This is a genomic window from Kitasatospora sp. NPDC088351 (assembly GCF_040685575.1).
In the GTDB taxonomy this organism is placed as follows: Bacteria; Actinomycetota; Actinomycetes; order Streptomycetales; family Streptomycetaceae; genus Kitasatospora.
Genome location: NZ_JBFBIL010000010.1, coordinates 1 through 15401, shown reverse-complemented (window position 1 = coordinate 15401; position 15401 = coordinate 1). Strand labels below are relative to the sequence as shown.

The 15401-nt window shown below is 73.2% G+C and carries 14 protein-coding genes; 4 read left to right on the top strand and 10 right to left on the bottom strand.

Annotated elements, in window-relative coordinates:
* Window positions 1–16 precede the first annotated feature (16 nt).
* Window positions 17–574, top strand: a complete 558-nt coding sequence (locus tag AB0P06_RS10400) for a hypothetical protein (protein WP_363606610.1) — start codon at window positions 17–19, stop codon at window positions 572–574.
* A gap of 7 nt (window positions 575–581) precedes the next feature.
* Here the strand turns inward: AB0P06_RS10400 and AB0P06_RS10395 are convergent, their stop codons facing one another.
* Window positions 582–1112 (bottom strand): VOC family protein, encoded by a 531-nt coding sequence (locus AB0P06_RS10395; RefSeq protein WP_363606608.1) that lies wholly within the window; start codon window positions 1110–1112, stop codon window positions 582–584.
* Window positions 1113–1312: 200 nt separating this feature from the next.
* Here AB0P06_RS10395 and AB0P06_RS10390 point away from each other — a divergent pair, with 200 nt between their 5' ends.
* Window positions 1313–1876, top strand: a complete 564-nt coding sequence (locus AB0P06_RS10390) for an Lrp/AsnC family transcriptional regulator (protein ID WP_363606607.1) — start codon at window positions 1313–1315, stop codon at window positions 1874–1876.
* Between the two features lie 42 nt (window positions 1877–1918).
* On the opposite strand, the gene AB0P06_RS10385 is transcribed toward AB0P06_RS10390, so the two are convergent.
* From AB0P06_RS10385 to AB0P06_RS10365, 5 genes are all read right to left on the bottom strand, one after another.
* Window positions 1919–2725, bottom strand: coding sequence for a S16 family serine protease (locus AB0P06_RS10385; RefSeq protein ID WP_363606605.1), 807 nt, complete (start codon window positions 2723–2725; stop codon window positions 1919–1921).
* A 37-nt stretch (window positions 2726–2762) separates the two neighbouring features.
* On the bottom strand, window positions 2763–3413 hold the full coding sequence (locus tag AB0P06_RS10380) for a helix-turn-helix domain-containing protein (RefSeq protein ID WP_363606603.1): 651 nt from the start codon (window positions 3411–3413) through the stop codon (window positions 2763–2765).
* A gap of 385 nt (window positions 3414–3798) precedes the next feature.
* On the bottom strand, window positions 3799–4236 hold the full coding sequence (locus AB0P06_RS10375; RefSeq protein WP_363606601.1) for a DUF2752 domain-containing protein: 438 nt from the start codon (window positions 4234–4236) through the stop codon (window positions 3799–3801).
* A gap of 2 nt (window positions 4237–4238) precedes the next feature.
* Window positions 4239–4484 carry a TM2 domain-containing protein gene (locus AB0P06_RS10370; RefSeq protein WP_363606600.1) on the bottom strand — a complete coding sequence of 82 codons (246 nt, stop codon included), beginning with the start codon at window positions 4482–4484 and terminating at the stop codon, window positions 4239–4241.
* A 260-nt stretch (window positions 4485–4744) separates the two neighbouring features.
* Window positions 4745–6601, bottom strand: a complete 1857-nt coding sequence (locus tag AB0P06_RS10365; protein WP_363606599.1) for a DEAD/DEAH box helicase — start codon at window positions 6599–6601, stop codon at window positions 4745–4747.
* Between the two features lie 286 nt (window positions 6602–6887).
* Here AB0P06_RS10365 and AB0P06_RS10360 point away from each other — a divergent pair, with 286 nt between their 5' ends.
* The gene (locus tag AB0P06_RS10360; protein ID WP_363606598.1) at window positions 6888–7328 is read left to right on the top strand and encodes an SsgA family sporulation/cell division regulator; all 441 of its coding nucleotides are present in this window, start codon (window positions 6888–6890) and stop codon (window positions 7326–7328) included.
* A 236-nt stretch (window positions 7329–7564) separates the two neighbouring features.
* Here the strand turns inward: AB0P06_RS10360 and AB0P06_RS10355 are convergent, their stop codons facing one another.
* Genes AB0P06_RS10355 through AB0P06_RS10345 form a run of 3 tightly spaced genes read right to left on the bottom strand, consistent with a single transcriptional unit; the run spans window position 7565 to window position 12104 of the window.
* Complete coding sequence (locus AB0P06_RS10355) at window positions 7565–10141, bottom strand: DUF2156 domain-containing protein (RefSeq protein ID WP_363606597.1); 2577 nt, start codon at window positions 10139–10141, stop codon at window positions 7565–7567.
* Entirely contained in the window at window positions 10138–11463 is a 1326-nt protein-coding gene (locus AB0P06_RS10350; RefSeq protein ID WP_363606596.1) for an alpha/beta hydrolase-fold protein, read from the bottom strand. Before AB0P06_RS10350 ends, AB0P06_RS10355 begins: the two co-directional genes overlap by 4 nt.
* On the bottom strand, window positions 11460–12104 hold the full coding sequence (locus AB0P06_RS10345) for a class F sortase (RefSeq protein WP_363606594.1): 645 nt from the start codon (window positions 12102–12104) through the stop codon (window positions 11460–11462). Before AB0P06_RS10345 ends, AB0P06_RS10350 begins: the two co-directional genes overlap by 4 nt.
* A 393-nt stretch (window positions 12105–12497) precedes the next feature.
* Between AB0P06_RS10345 and AB0P06_RS10340 the strand changes: the two genes are divergently transcribed.
* Entirely contained in the window at window positions 12498–13772 is a 1275-nt protein-coding gene (locus AB0P06_RS10340) for a hypothetical protein (RefSeq protein WP_363606593.1), read from the top strand.
* Here AB0P06_RS10340 and AB0P06_RS10335 read toward each other — a convergent pair whose 3' ends face one another.
* Window positions 13773–15233, bottom strand: a complete 1461-nt coding sequence (locus tag AB0P06_RS10335; protein WP_363606591.1) for an MFS transporter — start codon at window positions 15231–15233, stop codon at window positions 13773–13775.
* Window positions 15234–15401 lie beyond the last annotated feature (168 nt).

Genomic DNA, 15401 nt, shown 5'->3' with positions numbered 1-15401 from the left:
GCAGGATGTGCGCACGATGCGGAACGGACTGGTACAGCTCGGCGCCTGGGCGGCAGCCACCGGGGCGGCGGTGGCGCTGTCCTGGCTCGGCGTGCACGCGGTGCTGACCGGCGCCGCGTTCGAGCAGCCGACGGCGCTGCCACTGCCCTCCCCGGCCTCCAGCGGGACCAGGCCGACACCCACGCCGACGCCCACGTCCGCGCAGGCCCAGACGCAGGCGTCGTCGACGCCCCAGCCCCAGCCGCCCGCCCCGCCGTCCACGCCCGCCGCCCCGACCACCCAGCGCAGTCCCGTCACCGCGGCCACCGCCCAGCCCTCCTCCCGCCGGCCCGTACCGACCGCCACCCCCACGTCCACCGTGCGCAGTTACCCGGTCCCGGGCGGCAAGGTGGCCCTGGACATCCGGTCGGACAGTGCCTCACTGGTCTCCGCCACACCGGACCCCGGCTGGACGATGCGGGTCTGGAACGGCGAGCAGTGGCTGCGGGTGGACTTCACCAAGGACGACCAGACCAACTCGGTCATCGCCTACTGGAACGGCCACCCGCCGATTGTCGACCCGGTGATCCGCTGACCTCCCGTCACCACCCCTCGAACGGCAGGTACCCGGGCAGATAGGGCCCGGTGTAGCGGGAGCGGTCGACCAGGGTGTGCCGGGTGCCGCCGGGCACCCTGATCGCGGCGAGCACCACCGTGCCGTAGCGGTCCCGCACCTCGTACGGCTCGGCCAGCGAGCCGGCGCCCCGGTCGACGGCGAAGTCGTACGCGTAGTGGACGTCGGGCACCGCCACCGCCAGGTCCACCACCCCGTCGCCGTGCCGGGCCAGGTACGCGGCCAGCTCCCGCCCGCGCGGGCCGACGACCTGGACCGGCGAGGTGAGCACGAACCGCGTCCCGGGCGCCCGCAGCACGTACGAGACGGTCTCCGGCTCGCCCGTCCCGGGCCCCGCGTAGGCGGTACATCGCAGGCCGAGCGCGGCGGCGTAGCGGCGTGCCGCGCGCTCGGCGTCCCCGACCGCGAAGACCACCGCGTCGGCGCGCCCCATCGGGACGAGGTCGGGCTCCTCCCGGCCCGCGGCGAGCAGAACGGGTTCGGCGGCGGTGTCGGTCATGACGGCCCTCCCGGTAGGCGTACGGGACCACGATCAGCCCGGGCGCGGTGCGGGGACCGGCTCACGGGGGTGTGGCTGGAGGGTGGCGCCGAGCCGACCGCCGCGCAACTGTTCCGTTTCCTCCTGGTCAAGGTGTGCGCCGGGGCGGGAGAATCGGCCGCACCGCTGTACAGAATGCCCACCGGAGGACGGAGCCCGCGATGCCCCCCGCCAACTCCCCGAGCTCCCCCGGCTCGGCCGACTCCCCTGCCGCACCGAGCCCTTCCGCGCCGCCGGCGGGCGCGGGCGGCGGCAACGACGCGATCGACCCGCTGGACGGACGGCTGATCCGGCTGCTGGCGGAGGAGCCCCGGATCGGGGTGCTGGAGTGCTCCCGCCGCCTCCAGGTGGCCCGGGGCACCGTGCAGGCGCGGCTGGACCGGCTCCAGGCGAAGGGGGTGATCGGCGGCTTCGGCCCGGAGGTGGACCCGGCGGCGCTGGGCTACCCGGTGACGGCGTTCGCCACGCTGGAGATCTCCCAGGGGCAGGGCGCGGACGTGCGGGCGCACCTGGTGGGCGTGCCGGAGGTGCTGGAACTGCACACGATCACCGGGCACGGGGACATGATGGTGCGGATCGTGGCCCGTTCCAACGCCGATCTGCAACGGGTGATCGACCGGGTGGTGGGCTTCGACGGGATCGTCCGGTCCTCGACGGCGATCGCGCTGGAGAACCCGGTGCCCTACCGGATCCTGCCGCTGGTGGACCAGGCCGCCGCGGAGTAGCCGCCCGGCCCGGCACCCGCGCCGTCCGGCCGCCGTCGGCCGTCAGCAGCTCGGGACGCCGCCGCCGTTCCTGAGCGCCTCCAGCGCGGAGACGGCCTCCCCCAGCGTGCCCACCGGGACCAGCCGCAGGCCCTCGGGCGTGTTCACCTTGGCGTCCGTGCACTCGTCCTTGGGCAGCAGGAACACCGTCGCGCCGTCCCGGGCGGCGGCCTGCGTCTTCAGCGGTACGCCGCCCACCGCGCCGATGGTGCCCTGGTCGTCGATGGTGCCGGTGCCCGCGATCTTCAGCCCGCCGGTGAGGTCGCCGCCCTTGCCGTCCCCGGAGAGCTTGTCGACGATGCCCAGCGCCAGCATCTGGCCGGCGCTCGGGCCGCCGATGTCGCCGAGGTCGACCTTCACCTTCACCTGGTCCGGCGAGAGGTGGAGGTAGGAGAGCCCGGCCATCGCGGCGCTGTTCTGCGACTCGGCCATCTGCCGGGCGGTGACCTCCTCGGCCTTGGCCGGATTGCCCTGCGGGTAGACGGTGTCGGTCGGCCGGACCGCCTCGTCCCGGTCGAACCAGGCCTGCAGCGAGCGCCAGAAGGTGGTGCGCTCCCCCGGGCTGGTCGCCGAGATGGTCACCATCCGCAGTTGGCCGTCGGTGGCCCGGACCGGCGCTCCGGTGATGGTGAGCACCGGCCGGTCCTGGTAGCTGCCGAGGGTGTCCGCCGTCACGCCGGGCCAGGTGAGGGTGTACGGCAGCGGGACGAAGGCCGCCACGCCGAACAGCGCGGTGACCAGCGCCCCGCACAGCGCCAGCGCGCGGGTACGGGGGGCGGTCAGGGCCTTGGGCAGCCTGGAGTCGGACACAGAGGCATCCAAACACACCCGGCACTCCCGCCGGGCACTACCGCAGGGCGTCGGCCACCTCGGTCGCCGCCTCCACCACCCGGGGGCCGACCCGCTCGGGGACCAGTCCGTTCAGCATCACCACGCCCACGCTGCCCTCGATCCCGCTCAGCCCCAGCAGCGCGGCCGCGGCGCCGGACGCCCCGGACTGCTCCTCCGCACGGGTGATGACGAATCCCTGGTCCGGCCGGCGCTGGCCGGGGAACCCGCGCGCCTCCAGGATCGCCCGCCCGGCGGCGCTCTCGCCCAGCGGGTGGCGCAGGCCGGTCCGGTACGCGACGTGGAAGTCGGTCCAGCTGGGTTCGACCACGGCGACGGCCAGCGCCTCGTTGCCGTCCACCAGGGTCAGATGGGCGGTGGCGCCGAGGTCCTCGGCCAGGCTGCGCAGGGCCGGCAGGGCCGCCTCGCGCAGCAGCGGGTGCACCCGGTGCGCCAGGCGCAGGACACCCAGGCCGACCCGGGCCCGGCCGCCGATGTCCCGACGGACCAGCCCGTGCTGCTCCAGGGTGGCCAGCAGCCGGTAGACGACGGTCCGGTTGACGGCGAGCCGGGCGGCCAGTTCGGTGACCGTCAGCCCGCGCTCGGAGTCGGCGAGGAGTTTGAGGACCCGGACGCCACGGTCCAGGGTCTGGGAGGTCTCTGCAGTCACGACGCGCAATTCCTTTCCGCGGCGGTCGCCGGAGCGGCGGCGCCGGTCCGGGACTCAGGTGTCGCGCGCAGGTGGGTGACCGCGCTCGGGCCGCGGTGTGTCGTCCTTGACGCCCTGGCGGTCCTGCGGCGCCCGTCCCCGGGGGTTACCCGGCGGAAGAGCGTGTGGGAAAGGTAGTGAAGGAAATGTCGCGACGGAAGTGGTTGTCCAAAATTCGGGCATGATCGATTTGAACGCGCCCGGCAAATCCGGGCAAATGCCCACGTATCACAAGGCGTGACCGGGTGTCAGTTCGAACACAGTCCGAAGTTCGGACACCTGGACCGGAGGGGGCGCCACGCCCGGACCGGCCGCCCCGGGTGCCCGGCCCCGGACGCCCGCCGGCTCAGAGCAGGTTGCGCAGCACCGTCCAGGCCACCGCGGCGCCGAGCACCACCGCCGTGCCGCGGCGCCCGAGCGGGGGCTGCCAGCTCCGGCCGGCCACCCCGCGCCGCAGCCAGGTGACGTAGAGCAGGGCGACCAGCGGCAGCGAGAGCAGCAGTGCCGCGTTGTCGTGCCAGGCCGCCGCGAGGTCGCCGTGCAGCAGGTCGTACGTCATCCGGGTGCCGCCGCAGCCGGGGCACTGCAGGCCGGTGACCTTGCGCCAGGGGCAGAACGGCAGCACCTGCCCGGGCAGGTGCGGGTCGCGCGACCAGAGGTAGGCGGCGCCGGCCAGTCCGCCCACGAGCACCGCCAGCGGCGGGACGGCGGTCCGCAGCCGGGCGGGAACGGCGAAGCCGCCCCGGCCGGAGCCGGGGCGGCGTGCCGCGCGTGGCGTGCGCAAGGTCAGTTGCTGCGCAGCAGCCGGCCCTGGGCGTCCGTGCGGTCGTTGCTGGTGAGGAAGAGGATGCCGTCGATCAGGGACCAGACGCCCAGGCCGCCACAGGTCAGCAGTTGGGCGATGCCGATGCCGATGTGGCCGGTGTAGAAGCGGCCCACGCCGAGCGAGCCGAGCAGGATCTGCAGGATGCCCGCGACGACCTTCGACTTGTCGGACAGCTCGGGCTGCTGGGCGTAAGGGGGGTACGACACGTTCGGTGTGCTCCTTGTAGCGGCATCCCCGGGCACGGCATGGTTGCCGCGGCCTCGGGTTCGGTGAGGTCGCCGGCCGGACTCACCGGGGACTGCGGCAACCGTCCCCGGCGGGTCGGCGTACAGCTGTGACGGCCCGGAAGCGGCGCGGCACGCGGAACACTAGCCGATGATCACACCGGATGTCTCTTCAATTCCTTCACGTATACCTGAATGTCATATATAGCTACTACAACCCGGAATTATTGCCTGACGTACCGTTACTTCGCCCATTCCCGGATTTGGACGATCCGCGCTTTGAGCTGGTTCGCGGTGGCCTGCGCGGTGAGCGGACCGCCGCACTGACGGCGCAGCTCGTTGTGGATGGTGCCGTGCGGCTGGCTGGTGCGGTGGTGCCACGCCGCCACCAGCGCGTTCAGCTCCTTGCGCAGCTCGCGGAGCTCCTGGTGGGTCACGACCGGCCGCTGCTCGGCCGGCAGTTCCAGCAGGTCGGCCTCCTCGGCGGGCTTGGCCTTGCTGCGCTGGATCTGCCGGTGCTGGCGCTTCTGCAGCAGCATCTGCACCTGATCCGGCTCCAGCAGGCCCGGGATGCCGAGGTAGTCGTCCTCCTCCTCGCTCCCCGGGTGCGCCTGCATGCCGAACTCCATGGCGTTGTACAGCACCCGGTCGAAGACCGCGTCGGAGCCGATCGCCTCGTAGGAGAACTCCTCGCCCCCGGCACCGTCCGGCCCGTCGTTGGCGCGCTCGGCCTCGGCGAGCAGCCGGTCCTCCTCGTCGAAGAGGCCCTCGCCCTCCTTCTTCGGCCGGTCCAGCACGTGGTCGCGCTGGACCTCCATCTCATTGGCGAAGCCCAGCAGCATCGGGATGGTCGGCAGGAAGACCGAGGCCGTCTCGCCGCGCTTGCGGGCCCGCACGAAGCGCCCGACGGCCTGCGCGAAGAACAGCGGGGTGGAGATCGAGGTGGCGTACACCCCGACACACAGCCGCGGCACGTCGACGCCCTCGGACACCATCCGGACCGCGACCATCCAGCGCGAGTCGCCCGCCGCGTAGTCGGAGATCCGCTTGGACGCCTCGGTCTCGTCGGAGAGCACCACGGTGGCCTTCTCACCGCTGATCTCGCGCAGGATCTTGGCGTACGCGCGGGCGGTGTTCTGGTCGGTGGCGATGACCAGCCCGCCGGCGTCCGGGATCGCCTTGCGGACCTCGGTCAGCCGGCGGTCGGCGGCCTGCAGCACGCTGGGGATCCACTCGCCCTGCGGGGCCAGCGCGGTGCGCCAGGCCTGGGCGATCAGGTCCTTGGTCATCGGCTCGCCGAGCCGGGCCTCCAGTTCGTCGCCCGACTTGGTGCGCCAGCGCATGTTGCCGCTGTAGGAGAGGAAGATCACCGGGCGCACGACGTGGTCGGCCAGCGCGTGCCCGTAGCCGTAGGTGTAGTCGGCCACCGACTTGCGGATGCCGTCGCCGCCCGCCTCGTACTGGACGAACGGGATCGGGTTGGTGTCCGAGCGGAACGGCGTACCGGTCAGCGCGAGCCGGCGGGTGGCCGGCTCGAAGGCCTCGAAACAGCCCTCGCCCCAGGACTTGGAGTCACCGGCGTGGTGGATCTCGTCCATGATGACCAGCGTCTTGCGGGCCTCGGTGCGGTTGCGGTGCAGCATCGGGTTCACCCCGATGCCCGCGTAGGTGACCACGATGCCGTGGTAGTCCCGGGAGAGCGGCCCGGAGGAGTACGCCGGGTCGAGCCGGATGCCGATCCGGGCGGCGGCCTCGGCCCACTGCTTCTTCAGGTGCTCGGTCGGCGCGACCACGGTGATCTGCTGCACCAGGTGGTTGTGGAGCAGGTACGAGGCCAGGGTCAGCGCGAAGGTGGTCTTTCCGGCGCCCGGGGTCGCGACCGCGAGGAAGTCGCGCGGCTGCTTCTCGATGTACTTGTCCAGCGCACCCTGCTGCCAGGCCCGGAGCTTGCCGGCGGTGCCCCAGGGGGCACGGCCGGGGAAGGCCGGCGACAGGTGGTGCGAGGGGCCGGACGCGCCATGGGCGGCGGCCCGGACGGGTGCGTGCGACTCGTGCGCGTCGGAGAAGAGGGGCATCGAGGAGGCGGCGGCAGTACTCACGGTCTCCGAGGGGGATCGTCGCAGGTCAGGGGCGGTATTGCGGCCCCGGCCCGCGGTCGGGCGGCGATCGGACAACCGGTCCAGCGTACCGGCCCGGCGCCGCGGGGACGCCCAGGCCCGGCCCCCGCGCGGCCCGCGCGGCCGGAAATCGATGTGATGTGGATCACTGGAATCGGTCCGGGAAACCGCGTAATCGCGACCACCCCACCCGCTCTCATCCGGTGTGAGGCCGCCCCACCCTCCACAGTCGCCACCGCCGGCCTCGCACCACGAGAAGGGAACCGCCGTGTACACCGCCGCCGAAGAGATCGTCCACGCCCGCCTGATCATCTCCACTCACCGCTCCATCCGGTTGCGGGTCACCCTGACCTACCGCCCGGAGGACCCACTCGCCGTCCGGATGGCCTTCCCCGCCGAGTTCTCGCTGGACGAGCCGGCCGACGGGCCCGGCCCCGACACCGGCGGCCAGGACATCGAGTGGGTCTTCGCCCGCCAGCTGCTGACGGCCGGCCTGGAGCTGCCCTCGGGCATCGGCGACGTGCACATCCGGCCCGCGCTCGGCCGCCGCACCATGGTCGAGCTGCGCGCGCCCGAGGGCACCGCGCTGATCCAGTTCGACAGCACCGACCTGCGGCGCTTCCTGTGGCGCAGCCGGCTGCTCGTCCCCGAGGGCGAGGAGCACCTGCACCTGGACGCCGACCGCGCGCTGGCCGAGCTGCTCGGTTGAGCCCCGCCCGGCGGCCGGGAGCACCCCCACTGCTCTCCCTCCTTGCCCGCCATCGGCCAGGAGGGGCCCACCTCCTTGCCTGCCATCGGCCAGGAGGGGCCCACCTCCTTGCCCGCCATCGGCCAGGAGGGGCCCACCTCCTCGCCCGCCATCGAGCAGGAGGGGCCCACCTCCTCGCCCGCCGCCGGGCAGGAGGGGCCCAGGCCGTCGCTGCCGGGGCCGCCGCCCCGCCGCCCTCAGGAGGACAGCCGGCGCATCAGCCGGACGCCCTGCGCCGCCGTCAGGTGCGGCAGGTAGGCCTTGCCGATCGCCCGGGTGATGCTGGGCAGCGCCGCCGGGTCCGGGTACGCCATGTACATCGGCCGGTACTCCGGCTGGAACTTCGCCTTGAACGCGAGCAGCGAGCGGAAGCCGTACACCGGCTCCAGCACCCGGCCCATCCAGTCCAGCATCCGCTGCAGCGCGGTGGGCTCCCCGCCCTGCCCGGAACGGGCCAGCGGAGCGCCGGAGAGCGAGAGGAAGCTCGCGCCCTCCTCCTTGAAGCCGAGCGCGGCGGAGGCGATCAGGAACTCCGTCACCCCGCGGAAGCCGTCCGAGCGCCGGCGCATGAAGTCCAGCGTCCAGCCGACCGGTTCCCCGGCCTCGTAGACCGGCATCCAGCTGGTCACCCCGTGCACGGTGCGGTCCCCGTCGACGGCGATCAGCAGCCGCACCGCCGGGTCGTCCAGCTCCTCCAGCCCGCCGAGGGTGAAGCCCATCTCCGGCAGGCCCTTCTCGGAGACCCACTCCTCCGAGATCGAGCGGATCTGGTCCTTCAGGGCGAGCGGCACCTCGTGGTAGGCCCACCACTCGGCGGTGATGCCCTGCTTGCCGGCCTTGTTCAGCGCCGTCCTGATGTCCTGCCACTTGCGGCCGGTGAAGGCCAGCTCGGGCAGCGCCACCACGGTGTCCTCGGCGACCTGCAGCGAGCGCCAGCCGAGCTGCCCGGCGGCGGCCCTGGTCTCCGGGGTCACGCTGTAGAAGCACGGGGTCCAGCCCCGGGCGTCGCAGTACCGGGCGAAGCCCGCCACCGCCCGCCGCCGGGCCTCCGGCTCGCCGAACGGGTCGCCCGTGGTCAGCGCCACGGTGGAGAGCACCCGGTAGGCGACGGCGGCCCGGCCCTCCTCGTCGAACCAGTAGTGGTTGCCGTCCCAGGTGGTGATGAAGGACAGCGTCCCGCCGCCGTACGCGGTGAGCAGCGCCCTGGCCCGGGCGGCGTCCTCGGCGGCCGCGTGCACCACCGGCCGGCGGAAGGCCACCAGCAGGGCGCTCAGCGCGACCGCCCAGAAGGCCATCCCGCAGTACGTCTCCAGCAGGCGGGCGAACCGGCCGACGGCGATCGGGTAGTCCGGCAGCAGGTCGTTGTAGGCGGGCGGCAGGAACTGGGCCGGCAGGCCGGAGACCAGCCCGCGGAAGGTCGCCCCCGGCTCGAACTGGCCGGCCGCGGCGAGCCCGAGACCGGTGTACGCGGCCGAGGCGGCCAGCGCGGCGCCGCCGACGGCGGCGGTGAGCCGGAGCAGCACCCTGCCCGGCAGCCGCAGGCGGAAGCGCTGGCGGGTGGCCAGCAGCAGTCCGGTGGTGAGCAGCGGCAGCAGCAGCGCCTCGACGAAGTACTGCATCGCGTCCCCGTTGCCGGTGCCGGAGTCGGCGAACAGCCAGACCAGCAGCGCCACCCAGAGCAGTTCGGTGGCGACGGTGATCCGCCAGGCGAGCCGCAGGCCCCGTCGCAACCCTTCGGCGAGGACCAGCAGCAGCGCCGGGAAGAGCGCTGCCATCAGCCGGCCCGGGGTGTCGAAGAGCCGCTCGACGGCGTGCGCGCGGGCGCAGTCGTGGGCGGAGAGCGCGCAGAAGTCCGCGACCTCGTCGGGGGTGAGCCGGTGCGAGAAGTAGAGCTCGGAGAAGGTGTTGAACGGTCCGCTGGCGTTGTCGTACAGCGAGGCGATCAGCGGTCCGAGGGCGGCGGCGATCAGGCAGAACGCGACCAGCACCCGGGTCTCGGTGTGCGAGGAGCGGTGCGTGCGCAGGTGCGGCCGGCCCTCGGAGAGCAGCGCGCCGAGGCCCAGGCCGAGCAGCGCGCCGGCGATCCGCTGGACGCTCTGCAGGTGCCCGACGTACAGCGTCATCACCAGCGGGACGAGCACCACCAGCAGGTGCAGCCGGCGGCGCCAGAGCACGGTGAGGCGGTAGCCGAGCACCCCGGCCAGGGCGAACAGACCGGCGCCGGGGCCGATGGCGGTCTGGTCGGCGACCGAGACGGTCCACTGCTCGCCGGCCCGGGAGCCGGCCGCGACCAGACCGGTGCCCAGCAGGGTGCCGAGCAGCTGCCCGCCGACCAGCACGGCGGCGGTCCGCAGCCGTCCGAGCCGGCGCTCGGCGGCCGGGCCGACCAGGAGCAGCAGCAGGCTGGCGAAGGCGTAGGAGCTGACGCCGGAGCACCAGAACAGCGAGGTGAACGGCGTCCACCAGCGGCCCTCGGCCAGGGTGGACACGCCGACGCCGGCCCGGGACAGCAGCCGCGCCGAGGGCCCGCCGGTCAGGCTGCCGCCGGCCGCGCCGACCGTCCAGAGCGTGACGAGCAGCAGCAGGGTGAGCGGCGCGGCGCGCAGCCGCGCGCCCAGGACGGCGGCGATCCGGCCGACGCGCTGCGGCCGGGGCTCGGGCGTACCGGTGACCGGGGCGTGGTCGGGCTCCCGTTCACGGTCCGGGGCGTGGCCGCGGTCGCGGTCCCGTTCACGCTGGTCGACCAGGACCGGCGCCGGGCCGAGCCGGATCACCGGATCAGCCCGGTCTGCTGGGCGAGCCAGGGCAACTGGTCGACGATGCCGGGCCGGAACACCACCCAGCCGTGTCCACCCGGCATCAGGTCGAACTTCGCCTTCATCCCGGCGGCCGTGACGGCCTCGTAGATCTTCTCCTGCTGCGGCCGGAACTCGCCGTCGGTGCGGCCGACGACGATCGCGGCGGCCGTGTCCGGGAAGCGCTTACGGGCCATCACCTGCAACGGGTCGACGGCGTCGAAGCGCGCCGCGTCCCCGTCGAAGGCCGCCGCGACGGTCTGCTCACGGGTTCCCAGGGTGGGCTCCTCCTGTCCGGACATGTCGAGGAAGGAACCGTAGACGTCCGGGGCGTTGACGGCGAGCTGGAGCGCACAGGTGCCGCCCATGGACGCGCCGCCGATCGACCAGGAGCCCCGGCCCCTGGCGGCCTGGAGGTTCTGGTGGACCCAGTCGGGGATGTCCACGGCCAGGTAGGTCTGCACGTTGGCGATCCTGGAGTCCATGCAGAGCGTGTTGGCCCAGATGGAGCCGAGCTGGTCGGGCATCACCACGATCGGTGCCAGGCCGTGGTGTTCGGCGGCGAAGGCGTCCAGCGCCTCGTTCACCTGGCCACCGAGCACCCAGTCCCCCGGGTTCCCGGGCTGACCGGTGATCAGGACCACCACGGGCAGCAGCGGCCGCGGGCTCGCCTGGTAGGCGGGCGGCAGGTAGACGTACGCGTCGCGGCCCTTGAAGCCGGACTTGGTGCCGGGGATCGGCGTGATCGAGACGGTGCCCTTGGCGGGCAGTCCGGGCGGCGCCTGCCAGACCTCGTCGAGCACCTTGCCGGGCGGCGGACCGACCGTCCTGGCGTCCTTACTGGTGATCAGCTCCTGGGTCTTGGAGAGCCAGGGCGCGAGCATGACCCGGCCGCTCGGGTACTGACCGAAGCCGCGGTTGACCTGCGAGGAGGCCATCAGCAGCACCAGGATGCCGCCGACCGCCGCCAGCGCCTTGCCGCGCCGGGGAAGCGAGGGCATCCGGAAGCCGGCCAGGCAGAGCCCGAGCAGCGCGATGGCGATCCACCAGGTCACGTACCGGGGCAGCCCCTCGGGGAAGGGGTGCCACCAGCCGTCGACGACGGTGTCCAGCAGCAGGCTCAGCGCCGCGGCGGCGAGCAGCGCGGCGGGCAGCCGGCGCTTCCACCAGGCCCGGCTCCGGGAGAGCGCGAGCACGAGCAGGGCCCCCCAGCCCGCGGCCAGCACGGCGTGCGGGATCGGACCGTGTGTCAGCGGCCAGTCGATCGGGTTCCAGCGGACGGCGAGCGAGACAGAGTTCATGCGTTCTTCCCCGGCCGAGTGGTGTCGGCCAGGAAGCCGTAGGCGACGACGTTGCCCTCGTAGCCGTGCTCCTCGCTGTACCCGCCGCCACAGGTGATCACCCGTAGCTGCGCGTCGGAGGCCTGGCGGTACACCCGGTCGTCCGGGAAGTCCTTTCGGTCGTGCACTTCGATGGCGTAGAGCTGGTAGACGGCGGTGGCGCCGTCCTCGCGGGCGATCTCGATCCGGTCGCCGCGGTGCAGGGCACCCAGCCGGTAGAAGACGGCGGGCCCGCTCCTGTTGTCGACGTGTCCGGCGATGATCGCGGTGCCGCGCTGCCCGGGGGTGGCACCACCGCGGAACCAGCCGGCCAGGTTGCGGTCGGTCTCCGGGGGCGTCTGGAGGTGGCCGTCGCGGTCCAGGCCGAGGCCGGTGACGGGCGCGTCGAGCCTGACGGCGGGGATGCGGATCCGGGTGGGGGCGGAGGGGCCGAGCGGAGGTACGACGGAGACCGGGGCGAAGCCGGAGAGGGCCTGTCCGGTGCCGGGGGCCGGCGGGAGCTCGCCGGAGCCGCCGCCGTGCAGCAGCCAGGCGCCGAACACCAGGGCGGCGCCGGCCGCCAAGGCGCCCGGCCACGGGCTCCTGCTCTGCTGGGCGCCCAACCGGCGCTCCCCTCTGCTGACGATCTGATCGTTCCTGGGAGTTTCCTGAGAACAATTCAACCGGATCGGACCTTAAGGCACATCCATACGACGGTCGTATCGCGCCCCCCCGATCGGCAGGTCCAGCGGACGGAATACTGCGCCGCGTAGGGGTGTGGTCACCGAGCGAGAGCGCCGACGGGCGGAACGACACCGCATGACCATCGACAGTTCCGGACACCGGTCCGGTTGCATCATTCAGGCGATCACTTGCGCCCGTTCGCGGTGAATCACCGACCGGTCGTGCACCCATGCCATGCTGACCCGGGCCGCGCGGCTATCACCCCACTTGTCCGACCGGACGTACCGCCGGCCTGTCGCACGCCTGTCACACGCCTCATGAACGGAGTGACCATGGACGCTCTCTCCCGCCGCGCCCTGCTCGCCGCCGGCGCCGCCACCGCCGCGGGTCTCGCGGCCGGCTGCGGCGCGAACGACGGCGCCGTGGGCGCGCCGTCAGCCACCCCGGTGCCGGTGCCGGACAGCCCGGTGGCGAAGCAGAACGCGGCCCCGGCCGCGGACGCCGAACAGCCCGCCGTCCTGATCGGCGACGGCTCGACCTCGAACACCGGCGCCCAGCCGAACCAGCCGGTCCCCGAGCGGCTCGGGCTCGGCGAGCGCCCGCCGCAGTTCGTGGTGTTCTCCTGGGACGGCGCAGGCGAACTGGACAACGGCCTGTTCGGCCGCTTCCGCCGGCTCGCGCGGGAGCACGACGCCTCGATGACCTTCTTCCTGAGCGGCCTCTACCTGCTGCCCGAGGACAAGAAGGACCTCTACCGGCCGCCGCAGCACAAGGCCGGCGCCTCCGACATCGGCTACCTGACCGACCGGCACATCCACGACACGCTGGAGAACCTGCACGCGGCCTGGCTGGAGGGCCACGAGATCGGCACCCACTTCAACGGGCACTTCTGCGGCTCCACCGGTGTCAGCGCGTGGTCGCCCGAGGAGTGGGACAGCGAGATCCAGCAGGCGATGGACTTCGTCACCAACTGGCGGACCAACACCGGCTTCACCGACCTGCCGGCGCTGCCCTTCGACTACCGCAAGGAACTGATCGGCAGCCGCACCCCCTGTCTGGAGGGCCAGCGCAATCTGCTGCCGACCGCCGTCAAGCGCGGCTGGCGGTACGACAGCAGCGGGAACGGGACGCAGATCTGGCCGCAGAAGATCCAGGGCGGCGCGCTGTGGGACCTGCCGCTGCAGTCCATCCCCTTCCCCGGGCACACCTTCCAGGTGCTGTCGATGGACTACAACATCATGTTCAACCAGTCCGGCAGCAACACCAAGGCCGACGCCTCGCTCCACCCGGCGTACCAGCAGCAGGCCCGCGACGCCTACCTGATGGGCTTCGAACGGGCCTACACCACCAACCGGGCGCCGTACATCATCGGCAACCACTTCGAGCAGTGGAACGGCGGCGTCTACATGAACGCCGTCGAGGACGTGCTCAAGGCCGTCGCCGACAAGCCCGAGGTCCGGCTGGTCTCCTTCCGCCAGCTGGTGGACTGGCTGGACGCCCAGGACCCGGCGGTGCTGCGCAAGCTGCAGGGCCTCGCCGTCGGCCAGTCGCCGGCCGGGGGCTGGGAGACCTTCCTCGGCGCCGCCGCCCCGGCCGCGGCCGGCTGATCAGGCGTCCGCCGCGCGGCGGACCCGGCCGGAGACCAGGGCGCCCAGCAGGGCCACCCCGGTCATGGTCAGGAAGATCACCGCGAAGGCGCCGGCCGAGCCGGTACCCTCGGCACCCTCGTGGGCGGCGGCCACCGACCCGCCGCCCAGCGCCGAGAACAGCACCCCGGCCAGGCCGACCAGCAGCACGTTGCCGAGCGCGTCGCTCATCTGCAGCGAGGCCGAGTTGGCACCGGCGTCCTCCGGCGTGGACAGCCGCATCATCAGCACGCTGACGCTGGCGACCGTCAGGCCCATGCCGATGCCGCCGACGCCCCAGGCCGCCGCCGCCACCCAGACCGGCACCGCCGGGACGAGCACCAGGGCCGCACCGGCGATCGCCACCGCCGTCAGCAGGAAGCCGGCCCGGATCATCGTCTCCCGGTACCGCTCCGCTCCCGGCCGGCCCTGCAGCCAGGACCCGAGCGCCCAGGAGAGACCGCCGCTGGTCAGGGTCAGCCCGGCCAGCGTCGGCGAGAGACCCCGCTGGGTGACCATCATCAGCGGGATGAACGCCTCGGCCGCGAAGAACGCCCCGGCGGCCACCCCGCGCAGCAGGATCACCGTCGGCAGCCCGCGCCCGGCCCGCAGCGTCCCGGTCGGCAGCAGCCCCAGTACGGCGGGCAGCAGCAGCGCCGCCCCGGCCACCGCCGGGACCAGCCCGATCAGGTCCAGCCGCTGGCCCGCGTACTGCAGCAGGCCGGCGCCGAGCGCGGCCATCGCGGCCAGCCGGGTACGGCGGCGGTCGAAGTCCGCGCCCTTGAGCACCGGCTGCTCCCGCTCGGAGCGGCGCAGCGCCGGGCCCATCACCGCCAGCGGCAGCAGGATCAGCGCCGGAACGGCCAGGAAGACCCAGCGCCAGCCCAGGTGCTGGGTGACGGCGCCGGAGACCACCGGGCCGACGATCGAGGGCAGCACCCAGGCCGAGGAGAAGGCCGCGAACACGGCCGGCCGCAGCCGCTCCGGGTAGGCACGGCCGACCACCACGTAGAGCGCGACGATCACCAGCCCGCCGCCCAGGCCCTGGATCGCCCGGCCGCTCACGAAGATCCACATCCCCGGCGCCGCCCCGGCGACCACCAGGCCCGCGCCGAACACCGCGATGCCGGTGAACAGCGGCTGCAACGGGCCGCGCTTGTCGCACCACTGGCCGGAGACGACCAGGGCGAACAGCGTGGTGGTGAAGTACCCCGAGAAGGCGAAGGCGTAGAGCTCCAGGCCGTTCAGCTGCCGGGCCGCCACCGGCATCGCGGTGTTGACGGCCGTCGCCTCGAAGGCGAGGAGCAGGACCACGGAGACGATCCCCAGGGTCAGCGCCCGGAAGCGGCCGCTGAGCACCCCGCCTCCGGGATCCCCGTCGGCCGGGTGCTCTGCGGGGGGTATCGGGGCGGAGTCGACCGAGGTGGGGGATGCAGTGGTCATACGAAACATCGTAAGGCTCGTCCACCCGCGTGACCCCTGACTTTGGTCGGGTGATCGCCTACGGCGATGGACCTAGGGCGCGTATTCGGTCGTGATCAATCTGTGTGATTCACCTTCGCGGCGGGTCCTGATCCGGTAGACCGTGGTGTGTGACGCGAGCGCAACTGA